Source organism: Chryseobacterium sp. 22458 (assembly GCF_052044975.1).
GTDB lineage: Bacteria > Bacteroidota > Bacteroidia > Flavobacteriales > Weeksellaceae > Chryseobacterium.
Map to the genome: position 1 here is coordinate 709,790 of NZ_JBQEOA010000001.1, position 23,037 is coordinate 732,826.

The 23,037-nt window shown below is 35.7% G+C and carries 22 protein-coding genes; 18 read left to right on the top strand and 4 right to left on the bottom strand.

What is annotated here, in order from left to right:
* Positions 1-434 precede the first annotated feature (434 nt).
* Positions 435-1,454: a helix-turn-helix domain-containing protein gene (locus ACTJJF_RS03010; RefSeq protein WP_312300828.1), complete on the bottom strand. Its 1,020-nt coding sequence runs from the start codon at positions 1,452-1,454 to the stop codon at positions 435-437.
* Positions 1,455-1,886: 432 nt separating this feature from the next.
* Between ACTJJF_RS03010 and ACTJJF_RS03015 the strand changes: the two genes are divergently transcribed.
* From ACTJJF_RS03015 to ACTJJF_RS03025, 3 genes are read left to right on the top strand one after another with little or no spacing between them, the layout of a single operon-like run.
* The gene (locus ACTJJF_RS03015; RefSeq protein ID WP_440698646.1) at positions 1,887-2,516 is read left to right on the top strand and encodes a hypothetical protein; all 630 of its coding nucleotides are present in this window, start codon (positions 1,887-1,889) and stop codon (positions 2,514-2,516) included.
* A gap of 20 nt (positions 2,517-2,536) precedes the next feature.
* Complete coding sequence (locus ACTJJF_RS03020) at positions 2,537-5,338, top strand: hypothetical protein (protein ID WP_440698647.1); 2,802 nt, start codon at positions 2,537-2,539, stop codon at positions 5,336-5,338.
* Positions 5,339-5,358: 20 nt separating this feature from the next.
* On the top strand, positions 5,359-5,862 hold the full coding sequence (locus ACTJJF_RS03025; RefSeq protein ID WP_440698648.1) for a hypothetical protein: 504 nt from the start codon (positions 5,359-5,361) through the stop codon (positions 5,860-5,862).
* Positions 5,863-5,954: 92 nt separating this feature from the next.
* On the opposite strand, the gene ACTJJF_RS03030 is transcribed toward ACTJJF_RS03025, so the two are convergent.
* A complete protein-coding gene (locus ACTJJF_RS03030; RefSeq protein WP_440698649.1) occupies positions 5,955-7,022 on the bottom strand; it encodes a helix-turn-helix domain-containing protein in 1,068 nt (355 codons plus the stop codon).
* A 385-nt stretch (positions 7,023-7,407) separates the two neighbouring features.
* On the opposite strand from ACTJJF_RS03030, the gene ACTJJF_RS03035 reads away from it, so the two are divergent.
* From ACTJJF_RS03035 to ACTJJF_RS03055, 5 genes are all read left to right on the top strand, one after another.
* On the top strand, positions 7,408-7,803 hold the full coding sequence (locus tag ACTJJF_RS03035; RefSeq protein ID WP_312300815.1) for a helix-turn-helix domain-containing protein: 396 nt from the start codon (positions 7,408-7,410) through the stop codon (positions 7,801-7,803).
* Between the two features lie 61 nt (positions 7,804-7,864).
* A complete protein-coding gene (locus ACTJJF_RS03040; RefSeq protein WP_312300810.1) occupies positions 7,865-8,200 on the top strand; it encodes a helix-turn-helix domain-containing protein in 336 nt (111 codons plus the stop codon).
* Between the two features lie 43 nt (positions 8,201-8,243).
* Positions 8,244-8,876 (top strand): hypothetical protein, encoded by a 633-nt coding sequence (locus ACTJJF_RS03045; protein WP_440698650.1) that lies wholly within the window; start codon positions 8,244-8,246, stop codon positions 8,874-8,876.
* A gap of 9 nt (positions 8,877-8,885) precedes the next feature.
* Positions 8,886-9,521 (top strand): hypothetical protein, encoded by a 636-nt coding sequence (locus ACTJJF_RS03050; protein WP_440698651.1) that lies wholly within the window; start codon positions 8,886-8,888, stop codon positions 9,519-9,521.
* Between the two features lie 7 nt (positions 9,522-9,528).
* Positions 9,529-10,191: a hypothetical protein gene (locus tag ACTJJF_RS03055; protein ID WP_312300801.1), complete on the top strand. Its 663-nt coding sequence runs from the start codon at positions 9,529-9,531 to the stop codon at positions 10,189-10,191.
* A 217-nt stretch (positions 10,192-10,408) separates the two neighbouring features.
* Here the strand turns inward: ACTJJF_RS03055 and ACTJJF_RS03060 are convergent, their stop codons facing one another.
* Positions 10,409-11,245 carry a M12 family metallopeptidase gene (locus ACTJJF_RS03060; protein WP_312300798.1) on the bottom strand — a complete coding sequence of 279 codons (837 nt, stop codon included), beginning with the start codon at positions 11,243-11,245 and terminating at the stop codon, positions 10,409-10,411.
* A gap of 617 nt (positions 11,246-11,862) precedes the next feature.
* On the opposite strand from ACTJJF_RS03060, the gene ACTJJF_RS03065 reads away from it, so the two are divergent.
* The 8 genes from ACTJJF_RS03065 to ACTJJF_RS03100 are packed head-to-tail and all read left to right on the top strand — an operon-like array spanning position 11,863 to position 17,003.
* Positions 11,863-12,519, top strand: a complete 657-nt coding sequence (locus ACTJJF_RS03065) for a MarR family winged helix-turn-helix transcriptional regulator (RefSeq protein WP_440698652.1) — start codon at positions 11,863-11,865, stop codon at positions 12,517-12,519.
* A 41-nt stretch (positions 12,520-12,560) separates the two neighbouring features.
* Complete coding sequence (locus tag ACTJJF_RS03070) at positions 12,561-14,051, top strand: phytoene desaturase family protein (protein WP_440698653.1); 1,491 nt, start codon at positions 12,561-12,563, stop codon at positions 14,049-14,051.
* 1 nt (position 14,052) lies between these two features.
* The gene (locus tag ACTJJF_RS03075; RefSeq protein WP_312300789.1) at positions 14,053-14,889 is read left to right on the top strand and encodes a phytoene/squalene synthase family protein; all 837 of its coding nucleotides are present in this window, start codon (positions 14,053-14,055) and stop codon (positions 14,887-14,889) included.
* 59 nt (positions 14,890-14,948) lie between these two features.
* Complete coding sequence (locus ACTJJF_RS03080) at positions 14,949-15,416, top strand: SRPBCC family protein (RefSeq protein WP_440698654.1); 468 nt, start codon at positions 14,949-14,951, stop codon at positions 15,414-15,416.
* 1 nt (position 15,417) lies between these two features.
* The gene (locus ACTJJF_RS03085; protein WP_440698655.1) at positions 15,418-15,870 is read left to right on the top strand and encodes a beta-carotene hydroxylase; all 453 of its coding nucleotides are present in this window, start codon (positions 15,418-15,420) and stop codon (positions 15,868-15,870) included.
* Positions 15,867-16,556, top strand: a complete 690-nt coding sequence (locus ACTJJF_RS03090) for a lycopene cyclase domain-containing protein (RefSeq protein WP_440698656.1) — start codon at positions 15,867-15,869, stop codon at positions 16,554-16,556. The genes ACTJJF_RS03085 and ACTJJF_RS03090 overlap by 4 nt, the downstream gene beginning before the upstream one ends.
* Positions 16,546-16,692: a hypothetical protein gene (locus ACTJJF_RS03095; protein WP_440698657.1), complete on the top strand. Its 147-nt coding sequence runs from the start codon at positions 16,546-16,548 to the stop codon at positions 16,690-16,692. Before ACTJJF_RS03090 ends, ACTJJF_RS03095 begins: the two co-directional genes overlap by 11 nt.
* Positions 16,693-16,703: 11 nt before the next feature.
* Positions 16,704-17,003, top strand: a complete 300-nt coding sequence (locus ACTJJF_RS03100; RefSeq protein WP_083988453.1) for a hypothetical protein — start codon at positions 16,704-16,706, stop codon at positions 17,001-17,003.
* 121 nt (positions 17,004-17,124) lie between these two features.
* Here the strand turns inward: ACTJJF_RS03100 and ACTJJF_RS03105 are convergent, their stop codons facing one another.
* Complete coding sequence (locus tag ACTJJF_RS03105; protein WP_440698658.1) at positions 17,125-17,742, bottom strand: Crp/Fnr family transcriptional regulator; 618 nt, start codon at positions 17,740-17,742, stop codon at positions 17,125-17,127.
* A 200-nt stretch (positions 17,743-17,942) separates the two neighbouring features.
* Between ACTJJF_RS03105 and ACTJJF_RS03110 the strand changes: the two genes are divergently transcribed.
* Complete coding sequence (locus ACTJJF_RS03110; protein ID WP_440698659.1) at positions 17,943-19,415, top strand: response regulator; 1,473 nt, start codon at positions 17,943-17,945, stop codon at positions 19,413-19,415.
* Between the two features lie 5 nt (positions 19,416-19,420).
* Positions 19,421-23,023, top strand: a complete 3,603-nt coding sequence (locus tag ACTJJF_RS03115; protein ID WP_440698660.1) for a response regulator — start codon at positions 19,421-19,423, stop codon at positions 23,021-23,023.
* Positions 23,024-23,037 lie beyond the last annotated feature (14 nt).

The window sequence follows — 23,037 nt, forward strand, 5'->3', positions numbered from 1 at the left end:
TTCTTTATCTTACAATTTTATTCAAATCTGATATAAATCCGAATAGATTTCATTTTGTATATATTATATTAAGAGATAATGAGTGATGAGAGTTTAGCAATTTTATCCAAATCTTCTAAAAAAGTGTTCGAAAATTGTACCTCTGCGGTCACTCGGACGGACGAGACATTTTTTTAATGTTTTGTCCGTCTTTTTTTATCTGTAAACTGTTGTTAATGCGTAAGAATACAATTGACTCAGCCTTTGCTTCCTAGAATAAGACACGGGATAATGGAAATCTTGCCTGAAATTTTAAAATTAAAATATTGTAAGTTAGCCCACAACTTTTGACTTCTAAAACCTTTTCGACTTTTTCTGAAGCCCAGGTTTCTTGTTAACTTCTCATTTTGTAATTCCGGTTCTAAGTTGTCTAACGTAGCCAAGACAAAGTAAATTTAATTAACATTTTTTTGTAAATTATAAATATATTCAGTGGGGGTTATACCTTCTATTTGTTTAAAAACTCTATTGAAAGTTGATTGGCTACTAAAGCCGGATGATGTATAAATATACATTAAGGTAATTTTACTGAGATCATTTTCATTGATCAATTTTTTAACATGCTGTATTCTGCAAAAATTGATATAATGACTGAAACTTGAGTATCCGTTTAGTTTAATTGACTTTGCAATATATAAATTGTTAATCTTTATCTGATGAGATAGCTGTGAAATAGTAAAATCAGAATCTTTAAAGCTAAGTTGATTCTCAACGATGTTTTGAACATTTTGAAAAATTTCAGAATATTTATTAAAATCCTTATCACTGGAAAAGTCATCTTTTAAAATTTCATTTTTATCATTTCTATTCATCTCCAGCTTAGATTCACCATTGCTGGCAGAATTTAATTCCTTTTCCAAACCGGCCACAATTTTCACGGATTTTATTTTATCATTATAATATAACAGCAGTACAACTATGACGATGTTTGAAGCACCCACTAATGTATCTGCAAGATCAGTCTTATTGAAATTTGGAGTTCCATCCGTCAAAAATTTACTTACAAGCGTTACAAAAATCACAATCAACAGAATGTATAACATGTATATATAGACATATTTCTTTTCCAAAAATACATAGGCACCAATAGGAATGGGCAATACCCATAATGCTGTCCCTGCTGAATATTTCCAAAAATAGAGCATTATAAAAGCGGCAAAGAGAGGATCAAAAATTAAATAGAGATGAACTAATGTCTTAATATGATAGGTCTTTCTTGTGAGAAGGAATGTATATAATAAAACAAGAAAATAAATAAAGGTAATCAATGCAAAATTTTCATCTTTTAATGTAAAATAAATGATGATTGAATATAAACATAAGCCAACACATAATACGTATACAATTAAAGATATACAACGCCTTTTTAAATCATCTTCGGTATTTTCCGATATACTATTATTATGCATAATCATATAAATATAAAATTTGATTTAAATAATTATCTTGTTTTCAATGTGTTATATTGTTTAAGCTGATTTAAAAATCTGATTTATGCTGATAAATTATGACTTTTACAAGCCACTATCTTTGCCTATAAAGATAACCAGTATATATTTTTCAGCCACTAAGATAACATTTGAATTGTCAATTCAAATACAGTACAAATTTCGTTTTTATTTATGATATAATCATCAACTCCAATATAAATGCCTATCTACTTATCATTAAAATTTCAATACTATTCTTTATTAACCTGTCCATAATCTGATAACATTTAGGCGCTGAAATTAGACGCCAAACTAATACGGTTAAAGCCTTAGTTTCCTCATTTTCATTTTAATTCAAAATATTCTGAATCAAAAAGTATTGAGACCCATAAACCTTGTCCTTTACTAACACACATTATGAAACTTTTATTACAATTGCTGAAACCTATTTTGCCCTTATACAAAAGGGTTTCACTGTTGTTATTTTTAATTTCAGCGATACAGACGTTCAATGCTCAGTCTTTTTATTTTGTAGAAGGTACTCAAATTACAATTGATGAGACGACAACATTCTTTGTGACAGACTCCGGAAAAATAAACCAGGCAAGGCTGAGGAATTTTGAAGGCCAGACTTCAATAATAAATCACTCTTTAAGCGAAAGGACACAGCTTGTATTCAACAATAAAAAACCAAAGCTGAATTCTAAAAAAGAGAAAAAGCAATTAGTTTCAAAATCTTCTAAAAAAGGAGATAAAACCTTTCAAAAAGCAAAATCCTCTGAATTTATAAAGCTTTTTCCTTATCATTTCTATTCATCCTGTCAACAACTGGTAGCGGTTTCAATATTAGTTTTCAATATTACTTATGATCAGAAGTTCTTAAATGAAAATATAATATTAAAATCCATACACGGATATTCAGACCACGTCAACAATGAAATAGTCAATAATACTTTTCTTTTTTTTAATGATTATCATTTGTCAAATCATATGACCCGCCCTCCACCTTTTGAATTTTATTGTAAAAAACATATTCTAAATAGTTAAAATTTTAAAGAAAAATTAAGGTGAAAAAAACAAATACTTTAACGGGTATATTCCTGATCATGAATATGCTCATGCTCACAAAAGCTCAAAGCCCCGGTGGAATTACCGGACATCAGCTGTGGTACAAAGGTGATGCTGGAATAACAACCGCAGGAAGCAATGTGATTGGATGGAGCAACAGTGCTTCTGCTTTATACAATTTGGCTCAACAGGGCGGGGCTACCACCTTGCCTGCTTTAAGCCAGATTAATTTTAATCCTTCTGTAAGATTTGATGGTACAGATGACCGTTTAGCCACGGCATCCAATATTCCACAAAACGTAACAACAACGGCAACATCTCCCTATACAACATCTCAATATATCGTTTATAAACAACTGAGCGCTGCAACGAACCCGCTCTACACTCATTCTGACGGAACCGGAGGTACCTGGAACGTGGGTGGAAATTCAGATGGAGGGATGCTGATTACGAATCGTAGTATTATAACAACCGCTCCAGCTACAAATGAAACCCGTCTTCAATCTTTAAACGGAGCTTCTAACGGAGCTACGGCATACCTTAATGGAAATCCAATATCCACTACTTTTAACAATGGTACTGCTACAGCAGGATCTGCAAGGTTCTGGGTGGGAGCCGAAGGTACAAGTGTTAACCAGTTTGCTAATGCTGATATTGCTGAAATTGTAATTTATAATACAACACAAACAGCAGGGCGTCCACAGATAGAAAGTTATCTTTCTTTAAAGTACGGAATTACAAAATCCGGGAACTATATTGCCTCAAACGGAACAACCAATTATTGGAATGCTGCTACCAATGCAGGATATCTTAATAATATTACCGGAATTGGTAAAGATGATGGTTCTGCACTTTACCAAAAGCAATCCATGAGTGTTAATCCCGGACAGCAGATTTTGATTGGGCTTACAGGTATGGCCAACACGAATGCGTCCAATTCCGGAACCTTGGCAGATCAGCAGTTTCTTGTTGTGGGGGATAATGGTTTGGCAAAAACCCCTTCGGTTGCAATCAGTGGTATTCAGGGTATTAATTCCCGTTTCGCTACTGTATGGAAAGTTCAAAATACGGCTTCGGTAGGTACCGTAAGAGTAATGTGGCCTCAGGGATTAGCCAATTTAAAACTGGTTCAGAATGCTTCTGATCCTACATTTGCTGCAGGTAATATTGTTACAGATATGGCCCTCAATACCCAGACCATTAATGGAACAGTCTATAATTACGCAGACGTAACATTAGAAAATAATCAGTATTTTACTTTTGCAGCTCAGGTGTATGCTCCCGGTGGAATTATTAATAATCTTCAGGTTTGGAATAAAGCTGATTTTGGAACAAATACAACAACCGAAGGGGGTACAGTAACATCTTGGAACAATTCAGCTGCTTCCGGTGGGCAACTTCAGGCGTTATCAGGATTTTTAAATCATGGCGCAAGCCCTACCTACATGAATTTGGGATCCAATTTCAACCCCGCAGTAAGAATGGTTGCGGGTGCAGGATTAGGAATGCTTAATGCTTTTTCTGCAACTGCAACAGCATCAGGAACCGGAGGAACATTCTATAGTGTATCTAAAGCTGGTGCCGGAAGTTCTCCTTCAGACGGTTATAATGTACAAATGAATGTAAGTGGAGCTCCATTAAACTTATCTGTGGTCTCCCTTTATAATTTTGCAGAAATGGGACAGTATGTCTCCAATGCTACTACCGCAGGGCTATTTACATGGAATACAAGTATAGACAGAACATTAGTCAACTTATTAAATCCATCCAATAACAATATTTTAGGTTGGGCATATACTACAGGAGTAGCAAGTGCTTATCCGTATAAAATAAATGGTAAAAGTGATGTTCCGGCCACTTATATCCCTCCTTTATTTACAGGCAGGAACTTTCATCTGAATACAGATACGGATGGAGGCCTGCAGAGAGGGGGATTTGATTATCAGGAAACGATTGCATATGAAAGGCAGATAACTCCTGCTGAGCAGAACAGAATTGAAAGCTATCTGGCTGTTAAATATGGTATTACTTTAGGAACCTTTGCATCTCCTGTGAATTACACAAATACCAACGGTACAACTGTATGGTCCACAGCTGCTAATTCCTATCAGACCAACGTGATTGGTATAGCAAGAGACGATATTGAAGGTTTACATCAGAGGATCTCAAAATCGCAGGATGCTGTGGCGGACATTATTACCATCAGCACCAACAGTAACTTTATCAATGCAAACAGCAGTACTAACCATACGGATATTGCTAATAATCAGTTCTACTTTATCACAGGAAACAATGGTGCAACAACTGCCTACAATGCCCAGAACATTATGAACCGCAGATGGAGGGTGCAATCTACAGGAACAGCACAAAACCTGTACATAAAGACTTCCGATATTCAGGCTACTCATCTGGTGTATGCGGATGACAGTGCAATGACTACCAATGTTGTGAATATACAATTAACGAGCGGTGCAACTCCTGGTATCCAAATTCCAAATGGGAAATTTTTTACGTTTGCCAAATTCAGTTTCTGTACGAAAGATCCGAATACCGCTCCTGCCGATACTATTACAAAAATCGGTATTACAATCCAGACTAAACAAAATGGATGGCCTGAAAATATTCCGAACGGCGCATTAGCTCTGGAATCCAAAACAAGAGGTTTTGTTATTACACGTACACAAAGTTCTTTAATTACCAATCCTGTAGAAGGAATGCTTATCTACGATACAGTGGACAAATGTATGAAACTGTACAACGGAACAAGCTGGCATTGTGTTGTGAGAAGCTGTAATGAATAATAATTTTAAATGAATTAAAAATGAAAAAAACAATAATAATATCAGCCGTTATTCTTGCCGGATTTACTTCCCTGACAGCACAGGTGGGCATGGGCAAGACTTCTGTAGACGGAGATGCTATTCTGGATTTTCCTTTATCAAATACCGGGATTATCCTTCCGATGGCAGATGCTCTTCCTACGGGGAATGCTGCAAGCAACGGAACTTTTTTGCTGGACAGGACGGATTTTAGAGTCAAAATGCGTGAGAATGATCTGTGGGTATCATTATCAGACCCCGGAAGCCTTACAGGTACAATGCCAAATGCGTCTGCTGAGACAGGAGGAGGTGTCATTATTGGTGCTGCAAGTTCTCAGGCACAAGGTGTATTAGTGCTTGAATCCACGAGTAAGGCATTAGTTTTGCCGAAAGTTAATAATCCCGTGACAAGCATGAAAAGTCCTGCCTCAGGAACAATGTGCTACGATACCGTGAGTAAGACAATTGCTGTATTTGACGGGTCAAAATGGAATTTTTGGAAATAAAGGCATTCAAAAATATTAATAAGGTCGGTATGGATGTACCGACCTTTTTATTTTCAGTTTAAAGTGTCTTAATAATTAGCAGATAAAAATAATTATAGGTTAACATCATTTTTATTTCTTTCCGCCTTCATCATTGTGATAAACATGGACGGAGTTACCCCTTCGATCTGTTTAAAAACTCTGTTAAATGTAGATTGGTTTGAAAATCCGGATTCAGTATAAATATACATTAAGGTAACTTTTCTGATATCATTTTCATAAAGCAGTTTTTTCACATTTTCAACTCTACAGGTATTTAGGTAATGATTAAAGTTTGAAAACCCATGTAATTTAATTGATTTGTATATGTATAAATTGTTGGATTTCAAAATGTTGGATAATTGAGAAATTGTAAAGTCCACATGTTTAAAATAAGCTTCCTCTTCTACAATAGTTTTTATCTCTTGAAATAAAGTAACATATTTGTCTGTAACATCATGTTCTTCTTTATCTTTTTCAGTGGGTTCAACAGATCCGGTAACTTTGTTATCATCAGCAAAATTAATATCCGCCTGCTCCGGATAGTTTTCTTCAAAAAAAGACATCTTATTGAATATATTCTCTTCTATTTCTGATTTTCGGATTTGTTCATTGTAATATAATAAAACCAGAAATACAGCAAGATTCGCCAAACTAACAAATGTGTCAGATATTACGATAACCTTTACATTATTGAGACTGAAATAGTCAAATTCAAATAATCTATTAAGTACAGTTACGGCGACAATGATCAGAAATATGTAAACAGAATAAATATAAACGTATTTTTTTTCCAGAAAAATGTGAGCTCCCAGTGGTACCGGTAAAAGCCACATTGCAGTAGCAGCAGAATATTTCCAGAAATCAAGCATGACAAATCCTGCAAATAACGGAGCATAAGTCATATAAAGATGAACAAGGACTTTTATATTATAACTTTTGCGAATGATCATAAATGTATAAAACATTAAAACCGAATAGGCAAATGTACATGTTGCAAAAAAAGAATCTTTAATAACGAAATAAAATACCAAAGAGTAAACGAGTAATATTCCCGACATTAAATTCACATACTGAGAAATCAATTTTCTCTTCAGTACATCTCCAGACGTATTTATAAATTCCTTATCCGTTACCATCATAATGTATTTTTAAAAATAACTTATTCAAAATATTGATTTGTAATCAGTTGTGAATTTTAGTGAAATTCAAAATTCAGTTTAGATTTGAAATTTTTGATTGTTTCTATCAATTAATTTTGTAAAAGTAAGTTACAAATGTAATAATATATATGAATATTCAAAATAATCAAACATATCGGTCATTTTGTATTTTGTTATCTATAAACTCTTTATATAATGAAAGAATATAGTGAAATTCATTATCTATTAAACAAAAATACCTGTAAATAAAAAAGCAAATAATTATTAAAAAAGAAAAAATATTTTCTCAAATAAAGACTTTCAGCAGCTTTTCCTTTTAATACAATTTATTTAAATGAATTTTAAAGATATTAACATTGGTCTCATGATCAGTCAGCGAGTTTTGGAATGTGATGTAGATATCATGCGGCTTTGCAAATTTTTCAGTTGTTCCAGCGAGGATATTTTAGCGATGTATGATTCTAAAAGCCTTGATTCTGAAATTCTTCTGAAATGGTGCAAAATTCTGGAATATGATTTTTTCAGATTTTATTCCCAAAACCTGATTCTTTATTCCCCTGCATCAGGTGATAACAGAAACAAAAAAAATAAAGAAAATTCTAAAATGCATTATTTCCGAAAAAATATTTACACCAGGGAAGTGATTGATTTTATGCTTGAAATGCTTGAAAAGGGGGAGAAAACTAAAAAGCAGATTATTGAAGAGTATAATATTCCTAAAACAACCTTGTATAAGTGGATAGAGAAAAACAAAAAATAAACACAAAGAATAAAAAAAATGACCGGTAAAAAATGATAAACTTAAGATTCTGATTACACAAATGAATAAAGAAAAACAGAAAGTAACCCCACCATACTATAAAAAAATATATTCTGATATCCTTGTCAAAAAGTTTCCTGATAAGCTCAATGAATGCAAATCTATACTGTCGAAAGGCCAATTAAATGTTTTGGATATCATTCAGCTTAATCAAAGGATTTTTGGCAACAGTGAAATATTTTCAGAGAATCAGAAGCTTCGTTCTTATGATGATCAATCTATTCTCAAAATACTGAATTATCAGAAAAAACACAACCTTAATAACACACAATTGTCGATTCACTTTAAACTAAGCCGAAATACTATTACCAAATGGAAAAGTAAATTCAAAGCTTAGATTCGGTATTTGTAACCCAAAAAATACTTTAACACACAAATCAATGATTAAAATTATTTCGACAGTACTGTTACTCGGTACTATGATCCCTATTCATGCTCAAAGCGCAGGGAATGTTGGTATCAACACATCGAATCCTGAAAAGGAATTGACAGTGAATGGCACCATGAAAACTTCAGGGATGACCTTAAAAGATCCGATTGAAAAACTAGGACCGGATGAAAATTATTCTTTTCTGATCAAATCTCCGGCTCCTGATAACAAGATCACATCTTATAATGATTCTTTTGTGCCTACTTCTCCGGCCCCTATTAATCTTATTCAGTTTAAAATCACCTGCAATGATGATGATAAAGATTGGATAGATGAATATGATACTAAAATCAATTCAAACAAGTTTTTGGTGGTCATAGCTTCCCATGGGTTTACTCAGCCGGTATATACAGTTACTGCACCGTGGATTACTCCTATGCCCGATATTTTTGCTTACAGCTCAAATGGCACCTGGAAGCTTAGAGCAGATTATGTAGGATTCTCAACCGATGATGCTCTTCCTAAAGGTGTATGGACGCTTAACTTACTGGTTTTTGACAGAGCTTATGCTAAAGAATTCAATTCTGTACAGACCGTTAATACCACCGGAACAGGTGCTGCACCTGCTCCTTTAATCCAATAATTCAATCGTATGAAAAAGATAATCACATTTTTATTTGCTGCATGTACTTGTTTCTATACTAAAGCTCAAGTGGGGATAAACACAAAAACTCCACAAGGAACACTGGATGTTGTAGGAGGAACGCTGATAGAATCCTATGTAATTGATACTGTTAATTCGTATGCATCAGGTAATTACTATCTTCTTACCCGTTCAAAAGATACAAACCCAATAGGCAAAGTGAAACTTCTTGATATTGCCCTTCGAAACGTTGCTCCTGTTAATACTTATAACATCACCCTTAAAAATGTAAACCAGGATGATGTTGTCAACTTAAATACAGGATTGGAAACAAGCAAATATATCGTTGCCATCACTGGTGCTGTTTTTACAGATGCTACACCAGGCATCAATACAACAACAAGTATCAAGTCATTTGGCGCATATTCCACAGAAGTGACTTCCGTAACAGACGGAGAAAAAACTTATAATGCAATTAACTTAAGCTTTCAGGGTGCAGGCACAACATCTGCCCAGAACGGAACATGGTCACTTACCCTTTGTGTTTATGAAAAAGCACTTGTTAAAGACTGGGGAACCTATACCGGAGGTGTAAATAGTTCATTCACAGGAGTTTCAACTAACACGCCTCTAGGGCTTCAATAAAAAAATCATGAATAGAAAAATATACACTGGAATAATCATTTTGATAGGATTGTTCATTAATGCCCAAAATGCAAAAGTAGGAATTAAAACAGCAGACCCCACAGAAACACTGGATGTAAATGGCTCAAGCTATACCAACTCTTTATACCTTAGAAATCCCGGGGAACCCGATAAAACTGGAGGACATTTTCTTGCCACTTCTAAGAATACACTGGACCTATATGATCCTACACTTGAAAGCAGCGGATTATTTAATTATATCAAACTTACCATTTCAGGAGTTCCGGCAACGGGAATCACAGACTATGACACCAAAATAGACGCTACCAAATTTTTAGTAGTTGTCCATAATTATTCTTTTCAGCTTAATAATGGCTCTACAAAAGTTGCTCTCGATTACGGTAGTAACGGGATTAATGATAATAAACAAGGATCTCCCAATGTAAATACATTTAAAAGCAACGGTACCTGGCACATTAGAGCCAATTTTATCAATAGTAAATTGATGGATTATTTATATCCGGATGGTACTTACAACAATTTTAAGGTTAATCTGTATTTAATGGCTTATAAATATCTTATAACCAAACAAAATATTAATGATAACACCCAAGATCTTGCAGGTACGAATGGATCTGCACAGGCTTTAAGTAAACCTTCCGGGTTTTAATGTTGAGGATCATAAGTTTATTACGTCTTTTATAAAGTTTTCGGAAAATGTAATTTTAAGGTCGCAAAAGCTCCTTTATTAGGGGCTTTTTTGTGCATATATACCCTCAGCTTTATTTTCTAAATTTTATGATTGTATGTTTTATTACTGTTATAAAAAAATTAAAGTCTACCCTGATTATACACAAGGTAGACTATTATTAATATAAGTAGATTTTTTATTTCGGATATACTGATGCGATGAATTGTTTGTCTGTAGGAGATAAAACTGTATTGTTTCCAACACTGAATCCGTTGGTAGTCAGAGTTGAACTGATGCTGTAATGCATGATTGACAGCTTATCATAAGCACTATATTGGGTTTGTGAGGTAGAATATTTTGCAAAAAGGTTATTATCTACCTGAGCCTGGGACCAGTAATTGGGATAGCCTGCATAATAAGCATATACTTTTGGTTTATCCCAAGGGATAGCCGCCAAAGGATGTTGATGTTCATGGATCATACCAAGCGCATGCCCGAATTCATGAATGGTTGTTCTGCTGAACTCCGCATCACTTGTAGAATCATTAAACCAGCCGAAATTCATGGTTTCTTTATTGGATGCTATACTGAGGGCATCTTTTCCGATATATGAATAAGATCCTGCATTGGGGGTGAAAGTAACACGGATCTGTGCTGTACCACTGGTAATAAAGTTAAAAGTGATGTTGGCGTATTGAGACCACTCTTTGGCATATTGCATCACTTTGTTGCGTACTTTAGTGGTGCCTCCATTAAGGCTCACCGTAATAACGCTGCCGTTGGGCCATTTCTTACTGGTGATAACAGCTCCTTTTGAACCTGTTCCTGGAATTTTATCTTCTCCGGGAAGGTAAACATCTTTACACATTTGTGTTTTTTCAAAGCCTGCAGGAATATCTGCTGTGGGTATGGCTAATAATTCTGAGAATGATGATTGTTCTTGTGGAACCTCTATAGTATCATTTGTTGTATTACATGATACTATAGCCATTGAAATCAATGATCCTAATAAGATCTTTTTGTGTAATTGCATAATATTGGTGTTTATGGTGATTAATAATGAATACAATATAAGAAAAAAATAATTTATCTATTAAGTGTGAATTAAATCTAAGATAAAAAAACGTATTTCAAATCTTTTGCTTTTGTAAATTAAACCCAGGTTATATCTACACAGATACTACACCTGCCTGTATAGTCCTTCTATAAAGAGATTCTGTTGAGGTGAAATTATATAGTTAAAGATTTCATCACTATAATATGGATGTAATTATTTTTTGTTTAATCTAATTTTACGGCTTTATATTTGTCGTATTTGTGTTTTAAATTCGCTTTTCTTAAGTATTTTTTTAATAAACTTGAGTTTCTGTGAAGTGATTTTGAATTGATTGTGTTGTTTTATAAATTACTTCAGTTCTTACCAATCATTTCATTATGATAGTTTATTAATAAACAATTCTACTATCTCAAATATATCTTTTTGTTTTTTAAATCTTTTAGTATTTGCTTGATTAAAGGTGATTGTGTTGTTTTTCGTGTTTTGATTGTATTTTAATTTAAATCTGTTGCTATTAAAGGAATAAAATAATTTCAAATAAAAAGTATATTTATAAACTATAATTAGTATATTTGTTTACTAATTTATCTGATATGAATTTTGATCTTATAAAAGCAGTTGTGGAACTCGTTCAGCAATTTATGGAGCAGAATGAAGATAAAGCTTTGTACAGTAACGATATTCAGGGGTTTACAGAATGGGTCAATGTTTCCTGCAAGGATAATTCTGAACTCGAAGGTCTGTCTTGGGTGGGGAAGGAGTCGGGAAGAAGTTCCGAAAGTATCATTAATACTTTACTCATACGAATGGGGAGATATGCCAAAACATACTCCCGGTCAGTAGGAAGTTCTGTTTTTTCAAGCCAGGATGATTTTATATATCTGATCGGTCTGAAAATGATGGGACCAATGACAAAAATGGAACTCATAAAACGCAATGTGCATGAAAAATCTTCAGGTATACTTGTTATCAATCGCCTGATACATAATGAATGGGCAGAACAGACAGTTTCTCAGAAAGATAAAAGAACGAAATATATTCAAATAACGGAGAAGGGGCTTGCTATACTGCAGGAGCATATGGATGAGATCCGTAAAGCTTCAAAGGTAGTTGTAGGGAATCTGACCCATTCTGAGCAAATGTTGCTCATCGCCATACTCTCTAAGCTGGATGAATTTCATGATTCTTTTTACCGGATGAATCTGAAGAACGGTAATCTGCTGGATATTGTGTATAGAAAACTGAATTGATACACTATAAAAGCACCTGCTAAACTATTAAATAAATAACAATGAATACTGGAGGTTTAAGAAAAAGAATTGCAGTGATAGGTTCAGGGTTTTCCGGGCTCTCGGCTGCTGCCTATGCTGCAAAATCCGGAAATGAAGTGCATGTATTTGAAAAACATCCTCAGCCTGGCGGCCGTGCAAGACAATTCAAAACAGACCAGGGTTATGTTTTTGATATGGGTCCCAGCTGGTACTGGATGCCTGACATTATCGAAAGTTTTTTCGCTGATTTTGATTGTAAGGCATCTGATTTTTTCGATCTGGTTTCTCTGGATCCTCAGTTTGAGATGGTCTTTTCAGAGGAAAAAGTTTCTGTTCCTGAGAAAAATGAAGACATCCGTGAGTTGTTTGAGAAAATAGAACCCGGAGCAGCCAGAAAGTATGATAAATTTATGAAGTCTGCCCGGTTTAAATATGAAGTGGGAATGAAAGACTTTGTGACAAAACCCTGTTATAACTGGCTTGAGTTCGCTTCTTTAAAAATTGCAGGCAGTGCGCTGAAGCTTGATCTTTTAAGTGATTTCAGAAAATATGTTTCAGGTTATTTTACAGATCCGAAACTCAGATCGCTGATGGAATTTCCGGTTATATTTCTTGGAGCTTCTCCCAGTCAGATTCCAGCTTTATACAGCCTTATGAATTACGGAGGCTATGTTTTGGGAACAAAATATCCGATGGGAGGGTTTTATCAGCTTGTTCTCGCTATGAAAGACGTAGCAGAAAAACAGGGCGTAACTTTTCATTTTAACCATGACGTAAAGAAAATCAATACAGAAAACGGAAAGGCAGCTTCCATAACAGTCAATGGCGAAGACTATGAGTTTGATGCTGTCATTGCTTCGTCAGATTACCATCATACGGAAACCTTAATTCCCAAATCACTCAGAAACTATAAAGAAGCCTATTGGAAAACAAGAACCTTTGCCCCTTCATGTCTTATTTATTATCTCGGGATCAAAGGAGAAATTCCTCGTTTAAAACATCATACCCTGTTTTTCGAGAATGAGCTTGACAATCATATAGACTGTATTTATAAAAATAAAAAATGGCCCTCTAAACCGCTTTTTTATTCGTGTTGTCCCTCCAGGACAGATCCGGATGTAGCGCCTGAAGGCTGTGAAAATCTTTTTCTTTTGTTACCGCTGGCGCCTGGAATACATGATGACGAGCCTGTAAGGGAAAAATATCTGGTAGAAATGCTTGAAAGAATTGAAAAACATACAGGTGAAAGCGATCTTATTTCCAGAATTGAATACAAAAGAAGCTACTGTGTAAGCGATTTTATTTCCGACTATAATGCTTATCAGGGGAATGCCTACGGACTATCCAATACATTATCGCAGACAGCGGTCCTAAAACCTAAAATAAGAAACAAAAAGATCGGAAATCTTTTTTATACGGGGCAATTAACGGTTCCGGGTCCCGGAGTTCCCCCATCGGTTATTTCAGGGAAAATTGTGGCAGCTGAAGTGAGTAAACTAAAAATAAAATAATATGAAAAAATTGTTTGATGAATTGTCTTACGAAGTCAGTAAGTACACGACGCAGAAATACAGCACCAGTTTTTCATTGGGAATACTGGCATTGAAGCCTTCCATCAGACCTGCTGTTTACGCCGTTTACGGATATGTACGCCTTGCAGATGAAATTGTAGATAGTTTTCATGGTTATGATAAAGAGAAACTTCTGAAAAGATTAAAGGCTGAAACGTATCAGGCACTGGAAGATGGTATATCACTTAATCCTATTTTGCATTCATTTCAGGAAACCGTTCGCCGGTATGATATTGATATCCGGCTGATCAATCAGTTTTTACACAGTATGGAAATGGACCTTCATAAAATTGATTACAACTCAGAATTGTACAAGGAGTATATCTACGGCTCTGCAGAAGTGGTAGGTCTTATGTGTCTGCAGATATTTACAGAAGGTGATAAGCAGCAATATGATAAGCTTAAGCCGTACGCTATGAAGTTGGGATCTGCCTTTCAGAAAGTAAATTTTTTACGGGATCTGAAGGATGATTATCAGATTTTAGGACGTACTTATTTTCCATCCCTGAATATGTCAGTTTTTGATAACACCGTAAAAGTTTGTATCGAAAAAGAAATTGAAGAAGAATTTAAAGAAGCATTACAGGGTATTAAAAAACTGCCGGGTTCATCCATTTTTGGAGTATACCTTGCCTACAGGTATTACCTTTCCCTGTTTGATAAAATAAAGAAAACAAGCTCTCAGAATATGTTGCAGCAAAGAATCAGAATTGCCAATTCACAAAAGCTATTGGTTGCATTCAAAAGCTATATCCGTTACAAATCTGCTTATTTCTGACAGATGAATTCCGGATTAAAGATGATTTTTTTGAACGTTTAATAATCAAGTAAAAATATATGATGTACAGATTATACAGGGAACAACAGCTGAATTGTACCATTGAAACAGCATGGAAGTTTTTCTCATCCCCCAATAATTTATCAGAAATAACCCCTGAAAGCATGAATTTTGTGGTTCTTTCAGATGTTCGGGATCAGCCCATTTTTAAAGGGATGGAGATAGATTACACCGTCTCTCCCTTATTAGGGATTCCAATGAGGTGGAAGACCATTATCAGCCATGTAGACGACCATAAAAGTTTTACAGACTTTCAGAAAAAAGGTCCTTACAAGCACTGGAATCATTTTCATGAATTTATTCCTAACGAGAATGGTGTACTCATGAAAGATACTGTAGATTATGAACTTCCGATGGGAATTTTAGGGAGAACAGCACATCAGCTATTTGTAAAAGAGAAGCTTAAAAGTATTTTCGATTACAGATACAGAATTTTGAATGACCTTTTTAACCATAAGCACAATTAAAATGAATGTTCTGATCGTTTTGGGAGTATTTATATCCATGGAAGGAGCTACCTGGCTGATCCACCGCTATATTATGCACGGCTTTCTGTGGATTCTGCACCGGGATCATCATGATCATAGCCATGACGGGAAACTTGAAAGGAATGACTGGTTCTTTTTCATTTTTGCAAGTCCGGCTATTGCTTTATTATATATCGGCGTAAAACAGGACTTCAACTATTGGTTTTATATCGGGCTGGGAATAAGTCTTTACGGGATGGCTTACTTCTTTGTGCATGACATTTTTATTCATCAAAGAGCAAAAGTTTTTACCAAAACAAAAAATCCCTATTTCCTTGCGATCAGGCGTGCACATAAACAGCATCACAAGCACCTGGGAAAAGAAGATGGAGAGTGTTTTGGCTTTTTATGGGTTCCCGTTAAATATTTTAAAATGTATTTCAATAAAAAATGATGCCTTATACTTACATACTGATTAACTTTTTCACCGTCATTATCTGCTTTTTGGCCTCTTTTGACGGGAGAATACGGTTTAATAAGCTTTTCGGGAAGTTTCTGCTTTCATCCACCATTGTGGCAGTTCCTTTTATCATCTGGGATATATGGTTCACGGCAAAAGGAGTATGGTGGTTTGATCTCAATTATACATTAGGATTTAAAATAGCCGGGCTCCCTGTTGAAGAATGGCTGTTTTTTTACTGTATTCCCTTCGCCTGTGTTTTTACGTACTATTGTCTGGAGAAATTTTTTACTCTGGACTGGATGAGTACTTTAAATAATCTTATTGTATTTACAGCAGTTATTGTTCTGAGTGTAACAGGCCTTCTTTATTATGAAAGGATATATACTTTGCTTACAGTGATCGTAACGGTACTGACGCTTTGCTATCTGCATTTTATCGCTAAAAAAGACTGGATAGGAAAGGCCAGCTTCGTATATCTTATCCTGATGCCGGGCTTCTTTGCTGTAAATGGAATCCTTACAGGATCTCTGATCCCTTCACCGGTTGTAAATTACAATCCTGATGATTTTTTGGGAATAAGAATGGGGACCATCCCTGTTGAAGATGCTGTGTACGGTTACAGCCAGTTCTTATTAAATATCTACTTTTTTAAAAAAATAACTGAAAATGAAAAATAGAATACTTCTTACATTATCAGGCCTTTATATTATTGAAAAGTATGACTTTCTGTTCTTCTATGAGATTTTAAGAAATTTTAACATTAAAAACCGTCTTTTAGGCATGAACATTGTTTATTTATATACCAATTACTAAAATATTATATTATGAATAATTCAGATTACAACAAAGCGGAAAATGCAGTAGACCAAACAGAAAACTCTTTAAAAAATGCAGCTGATAATGCAAAATGGAAGATCAGTGAATTAGCGGATAAAGCCAAAGATTATATCAATGAAAAAAGAGATAATGATCAGGAAGCTACACAGGAAGACTGGTTGGAAAGAGTAAAATCAAACGTTTCCGATGCCTGGGAGGATATTAAGGATAAAGCCGATGAAGCATGGGAGAAGACCAAAGATGCTGCCGAAGACGTGAAAGCGGAATGGAGGAAAAAGACCAATTAAGTTAGTGTAATAAAAATGACCGGAGCCGGAAAGGTTCCGGTCATTTTTTTATTTTATAGTATATTTATGTTCTATTTTAAGATGTGCGAAAATTCATCCATACAATAAGAAAATCAAAATTCTAGTATAAAATTCTTCGGCCCTCCAATTTTATGATTTCATGATTAACCATCTTTTTTATAGTTCTGATCACGGTTTCAACCCTCAGCCCTGTAAGATCAGCAATTTGCTGGCGGGTAAGCTCTATAGGAAAACACTGCAGGCAGTCCTCGTCATGATAACTCTTAAGATAATCCAACAGCCCTTTAAGACGCTGTATAGGATCAGCTGATGCCATATTACGAACCATCAAACTGTTATAATATAACCTTTGGGATAAACACATATTCATTTCCAGTGAAAGATCCGGATGGCTTTTAAGCATTTCTAAAAAATTATTCTTAGGCATCCTGATCACCTCTGTAGCCTGTAAACTTACGGCATTGGTAGGATAAAGCTTTTCGATAAACAGAAGAGGATCCCCAAAACTCTGGTTTTTGCCCAGAATGTTATGAATAAATTCTTTCCCGTTTTCAGTAAAAGTGTTCAGCTTTACTTTGCCGCTGATAATCTGGAAATAATATTGAGAATGCTCACCTTCTTTGAAAATGAATTCCTTAGGCTTATACATCACAGTTTCACCTCCGAATGAATAAAGAATTTGCACATCAATATTCATACAGCTTATTGTCTTTTTCATAGTTTGTTTATTTAGCTGAAAATTAGGGTGTTTTTTCTAAAATATTATAAATAATTTCAATCCTTATGCCATTGTTGTTTTCCTGTAGAAATGTGGTATGAAATCCTCACATATAATCGTATAAAAATTACTGTTTTCTCAGATATTGTCAGTATTTTTGAAGCTAAAGTATCTGTAACTAATTATTGATTTTAACTTCTATGATTTTAATTGTTGATGACAACCAAAATAATCTTTATTCACTTCAAAAATTACTCGAATCCAAAGATTTCCAGGTTGAAACGGCCAGCTCCGGTGAAGAGGCTCTGGGTAAAGCATTGAAAAATGACTATGCCTTAATTATTTTAGATGTTCAGATGCCTGATATGGATGGCTTTGAAGTTGCAGAAACACTTGCAGATTACAGTAAAACCAAAGATGTACCTATCCTATTTTTATCCGCAGTTAATACAGATAAAAAATTCATCACCCAAGGGTATGCTTCTGGCGCTAAAGACTACGTAACTAAGCCCGTAGATCCTGAAATTCTTCTGCTTAAAGTGAAAACCTTCTACAACCTTCAGGAACAGAATATTGCAATGAAAAAAACACAGCAGAATCTGGAACTGGAAGTGAAAGGAAGAAGGGAATCCCAGGTAACAATGAAGTCTCAGATTGACCATTTCCACCTCATGCTGGAATCTCTTCCTCAGATTGCCTTTACCCTGAATGAAGACGGAATCGTTGATTTTGTTAATGGCAAATGGTACCAGTATTCCGATGCAGAACAGAATTTCCCTGAAACACATCCTGATGATTACAACATCAGGGAAGAACTGGAAAGATGCAGAAGAAAAGGAAAAGCCCTGGAATTAGAAATAAGAATTAAAAATATTGTTTCAGGTAATTACCGGTATCATCTACTGAGAATAACGCCTGTGTATGATGAAGACCGCATCAAAAACTGGGTAGGAACCTTTACGGATATTGACGATCAGAAAAAAGTAGAAAAGGAAAAAGATGAGTTTCTAAGCATTGCAAGCCATGAATTAAAGACCCCTCTTACCAGTATTAAAGCATATGTTCAGCTATTGGAAAGAAAACTGAAATTAGATAAAGAAAGCCCGGAAGCAGGGTTTGTTACAAAAGTTCAGGGCCAGATTGAAAAGCTGAATACCCTCATTACAGATCTTCTGGATGTTTCGAAAATTGAAAACGGAAAACTGAAAATAAATAAAAAACCGGTGAACCTGGAAAGTGTAATCAGCAATGCCATTGAAACCATTTTGCAGACCCATGAGCAACAGGTGAAAATTGAACGCCATGGAACAAAACCTGATATTTTAATCCCTTTGGATGAGATCCGTATTGAACAGGTGCTGATCAATTTTCTGACAAATGCTATTAAATATTCACCCAACAATAACCAGGTGATTGTGACCACATTCGTAGATCATGAAGCTCAGGAAGTGAGAGTGAATGTAACTGATTTTGGAATCGGAATTCCTGATTTCAAGCAGGATGCAGTATTCAAAAAATTCTATCGTGTAGAAGAGTCTTCACTGCAGTTCCAGGGAATGGGAATCGGACTCTTTATATGCGCAGAAATCATCAAACAGCATCATGGAAGCGTTGGAGTTTCCAGTATCGTAGATGAAGGCTCTACCTTTTATTTTACCCTACCTTTAAATTAACTTTCATGCCAAAAAAAATTATACGAAACCTTCAGGTTGGGATAGGTCTTTCCCTTCTGATTTTAATAACCAGTTCAGTGGCCTCATACTGGAGTATCCAGAATCAGATGAACCACCGTGAAAGTCTTTCCCAGAGCAGGCGTTCTGTAACGGCTGTTAAAGATATTCTGGTGGCCCTGCTGGATGCGGAAACAGGAAACAGAGGCTATCAGCTTACCGGAAGGGAAGATTTCCTGGAACCTTATAAACGTGGTGTAAGAGAATATTCCAAAGCTTTGGTGCAGGCAGAATCATTGGGAGTACACGATAAAAACCAGCAGGAAAGACTGGCCGGATTAAAAGTTGCAGTCGGCCAGGTGATGAATCATCTGAAAAATCTGGTGGAAAACAGACGGAGAGGAATCGTGATGACCCAGCAGCAGATTGTTACCGGCAAAGCTTATATGGATGAGTGCCGTAAAATTGTAAAAGACTTTGTACAATATGAAGAGAATCAGGTTGAAATTAAAAATAAAGATTTAACACGCTCTTCAGAAACAACGGTCATCTTTATTGTTTTTTCAGCATTGGCCGCAGTGGTAGTGACGGCATTTTTCTATTTTAAAATGCGGGCTGACCTTATCAGAAGAGATGAGCTGGAAAAAATGCTCAGGGATAAAGATCAGGAAATGACGAGAAGGGTAAGCGCAATCCAGAAAATTGCCAACAGGGTAGCTAACGGTGATTACAGCGAGAAAGCAGTGGATAATGCGGAGGATGATCTCGGAGACCTTGTAGAATCCCTGAATCACATGACTGAATCATTAAAAATATCTTTCGATAAAATTAATAAAAGCGACTGGCGCCAGAAAGGACTCGCTTTGCTGAATGAATCCCTGGTAGGAAATAAGTCAGTAAAAGAAGTTTCCGATAAAGCTTTACATCAGCTGATTGAATATGGTAACTGCATCAACGGTTCGTTATATCTTTTTGACGAAGGCATGCTAAAGCTCAATAAAGCATTCGGGTTGGAAGCTAATATGAAAAAATCTTTCGAACCGGGTGAAGGAATGGTAGGGCAGGCCTTTATGAATGCTAAAACACAGGTTTACAATAATCTTCATGAAGATGATTTTGTGGTCACTTTTGCCAGCAGTACTATAAAAATCTATGGAATCATGCTGATCCCTGTTTTTGCAGACGGTCATGTTATAGGAGTTATAGAATTAGGATCCACTTCCAATTTTGAGGAAGACAGAATCAGCTATTTTGAAGAATGCAGCGTTAATATAGGGATTGCCCTGAACGCCGCCAAAGGAAGAGAAAAAGAACAGCAGTTGCTGGAAGAAACCCAGGCGCAGTCTGAAGAATTACAGGTGCAGCATTCTGAGCTTGAAAACCTTAATACAGAACTGGAAGCACAGACTCAGAAGCTTCAGGCCTCAGAAGAAGAATTAAAAGTACAGCAGGAAGAGCTGATGCAGGCCAATGCAGAGCTGGAAGAGCGCTCACGATTGCTGGAAGAAAAAAATCATTTAATAGCAGAACGCAACAATGAAATTCAGAAAAAAGTAGAGGAGCTGGCACTCAGCACCAAATATAAATCTGAATTTTTAGCCAACATGTCCCATGAATTGCGCACACCACTCAATTCAATCCTTCTTTTATCAAGGTTAATGGCAGAAAATCCCGATGAAAACCTTAATGAAGATCAGGTGGAATCTGCTAAAGTGATTCAAAGCTCAGGAACCAGTTTATTAACATTAATAGATGAAATTCTTGATCTGGCAAAAATAGAATCCGGCAAAATGACCCTGGAGTACCAGAATGTGGTCATTGAAGACATTATAAAAGATCTGAAAAGTCTTTTCAGTCCTGTATTTCAGGAAAAAAACCTTCCATTCAATATTGAGGTAGATTCAGACGTACAGAAAGTTATTGAAAGTGACCGCCTCAGAATTGATCAGGTACTGAGAAACCTGCTGTCTAATGCTTTAAAATTTACAACCAAAGGAAGCATTGATTTGCGTATCAGAAAACATTCTGAAAAGCCTGACTTTATTATATTTTCAGTAAAAGATACCGGGATAGGAATTGCAGAAGATAAGCAGAAAATTATCTTTGAAGCATTTCAGCAGGCTGACGGCTCTACCAAAAGAAAGTTTGGAGGTACCGGTCTGGGACTTTCAATAAGCCGTGAAATTGCAAGACTTCTGGGAGGCGAGCTTGCCCTGAAAAGTGAAGTAAATAAAGGCAGTGAATTCAGTTTCATTATTCCTGTACATCCGGTCACTGAAATTGCTCATTCCGAAACAGACCAGGATCTGGTGGAAATCATCCGTGAAGATGTGGAGGAAATCCAGAGTATCCTTGATGAAGGAGATAAAGTTCAGGTAAATACCTTGAAAATACCTGAAGATGTGGAGGATGACAGAGAAAATATTCAGGAAGGAGATAAGGTGATACTGATTATTGAAGATGATACTAATTTTGCGAAAGCTTTATTGAAATATGCTCATCTGCAGAATTATAAAGGGATTGTGGTGGTAAGAGGAGATTATGCGCTTACGGCAGCTCAGCAATATCATCCGCATGCAATTTTACTGGATGTTCAGCTACCGGTAAAAGACGGCTGGGAAGTTATGGACGAACTGAAATCGGATCCTCATGTGAAGTACATTCCGGTACATATGATGTCTGCCCTGCACGTGAAAAAAGAAAGCCTTATGAAAGGTGCTGTTGATTTTATCAACAAGCCCGTAGCTCTGGAGAAAATGACCGATGTATTCAGAAAAATTGAAGAAGCATTACAAAAAGGAACCCAGAAAGTTCTGATTGTTGAGGAAAATGCCAAACATGCCAATGCATTGTCCTATTTCCTTAGCAACTTTAATATTTCCTTATCGGTGGAACATAATGTTGAAGATAGTGTGAAAGCACTTACTTCAGACCTTGTTGATTGTGTTATCCTGGATACCGGAAGTACCAAAGGAAATGATTACCATGTCATAGAATCAATTAAAAGTTATGAGGGACTGGAAAATCTTCCGATCATTATTTTTACAGAACATCATTTATCTAAAGAAGAAGAGCTTAAAATAAAGCAATACGCAGATTCTGTTGTGGTAAAAACAGCCCATTCCTATCAGAGGGTTTTAGATGAAGTAGGCTTATTTTTGCATTTGGTGGAAGAAAAGAACGGTTCCACTGAAAATAACAGAGGAAAAATGCTTGGGTCTTTAACTGAAGTTCTGAGTGGCAAAAAAATACTCATTACCGATGATGATGTACGCAATATTTTTTCTTTAACCAAAGCACTGGAAAAATATAAAGTTGAAGTCATTGTGGCCATGGATGGTAAACACGCCCTTGAGCAAATTCACCAGAATCATGATGTAGATGTTATTCTGATGGATATGATGATGCCGGAAATGGATGGCTATGAGACCATTAAGCAGATAAGGAAAATGCCGGCGTTTAAAAAACTGCCTGTTATAGCCATTACCGCCAAATCTATGATTGGAGAACGTGAAAAATGCATTACCGCAGGAGCTTCAGATTATATCTCAAAACCGGTAGATATAGATCAGTTATTATCACTCCTTCGTGTTTGGTTGTATGAAAGTTAAACAGATAAAATTCT

Bases quoted from the DNA above. Each gene is read 5' to 3' on its own strand.
- ACTJJF_RS03070 (WP_440698653.1), top strand. From the start codon at position 12,561: ATGAATACTGGAGGTTTAAGAAAAAGAATTGCAGTGATAGGTTCAGGG.
- ACTJJF_RS03035 (WP_312300815.1), top strand. From the start codon at position 7,408: ATGATCAGTCAGCGAGTTTTGGAATGTGATGTAGATATCATGCGGCTT.
- ACTJJF_RS03060 (WP_312300798.1), bottom strand. From the start codon at position 11,245: ATGCAATTACACAAAAAGATCTTATTAGGATCATTGATTTCAATGGCT.
- ACTJJF_RS03105 (WP_440698658.1), bottom strand. From the start codon at position 17,742: ATGAAAAAGACAATAAGCTGTATGAATATTGATGTGCAAATTCTTTAT.
- ACTJJF_RS03080 (WP_440698654.1), top strand. From the start codon at position 14,949: ATGATGTACAGATTATACAGGGAACAACAGCTGAATTGTACCATTGAA.
- ACTJJF_RS03100 (WP_083988453.1), top strand. From the start codon at position 16,704: ATGAATAATTCAGATTACAACAAAGCGGAAAATGCAGTAGACCAAACA.
- ACTJJF_RS03110 (WP_440698659.1), top strand. From the start codon at position 17,943: ATGATTTTAATTGTTGATGACAACCAAAATAATCTTTATTCACTTCAA.
- ACTJJF_RS03050 (WP_440698651.1), top strand. From the start codon at position 8,886: ATGAAAAAGATAATCACATTTTTATTTGCTGCATGTACTTGTTTCTAT.
- ACTJJF_RS03075 (WP_312300789.1), top strand. From the start codon at position 14,053: ATGAAAAAATTGTTTGATGAATTGTCTTACGAAGTCAGTAAGTACACG.
- ACTJJF_RS03095 (WP_440698657.1), top strand. From the start codon at position 16,546: ATGAAAAATAGAATACTTCTTACATTATCAGGCCTTTATATTATTGAA.
- ACTJJF_RS03085 (WP_440698655.1), top strand. From the start codon at position 15,418: ATGAATGTTCTGATCGTTTTGGGAGTATTTATATCCATGGAAGGAGCT.
- ACTJJF_RS03115 (WP_440698660.1), top strand. From the start codon at position 19,421: ATGCCAAAAAAAATTATACGAAACCTTCAGGTTGGGATAGGTCTTTCC.
- ACTJJF_RS03065 (WP_440698652.1), top strand. From the start codon at position 11,863: ATGAATTTTGATCTTATAAAAGCAGTTGTGGAACTCGTTCAGCAATTT.
- ACTJJF_RS03010 (WP_312300828.1), bottom strand. From the start codon at position 1,454: ATGATTATGCATAATAATAGTATATCGGAAAATACCGAAGATGATTTA.
- ACTJJF_RS03090 (WP_440698656.1), top strand. From the start codon at position 15,867: ATGATGCCTTATACTTACATACTGATTAACTTTTTCACCGTCATTATC.
- ACTJJF_RS03025 (WP_440698648.1), top strand. From the start codon at position 5,359: ATGAAAAAAACAATAATAATATCAGCCGTTATTCTTGCCGGATTTACT.
- ACTJJF_RS03030 (WP_440698649.1), bottom strand. From the start codon at position 7,022: ATGATGGTAACGGATAAGGAATTTATAAATACGTCTGGAGATGTACTG.
- ACTJJF_RS03055 (WP_312300801.1), top strand. From the start codon at position 9,529: ATGAATAGAAAAATATACACTGGAATAATCATTTTGATAGGATTGTTC.
- ACTJJF_RS03045 (WP_440698650.1), top strand. From the start codon at position 8,244: ATGATTAAAATTATTTCGACAGTACTGTTACTCGGTACTATGATCCCT.
- ACTJJF_RS03040 (WP_312300810.1), top strand. From the start codon at position 7,865: ATGAATAAAGAAAAACAGAAAGTAACCCCACCATACTATAAAAAAATA.
- ACTJJF_RS03015 (WP_440698646.1), top strand. From the start codon at position 1,887: ATGAAACTTTTATTACAATTGCTGAAACCTATTTTGCCCTTATACAAA.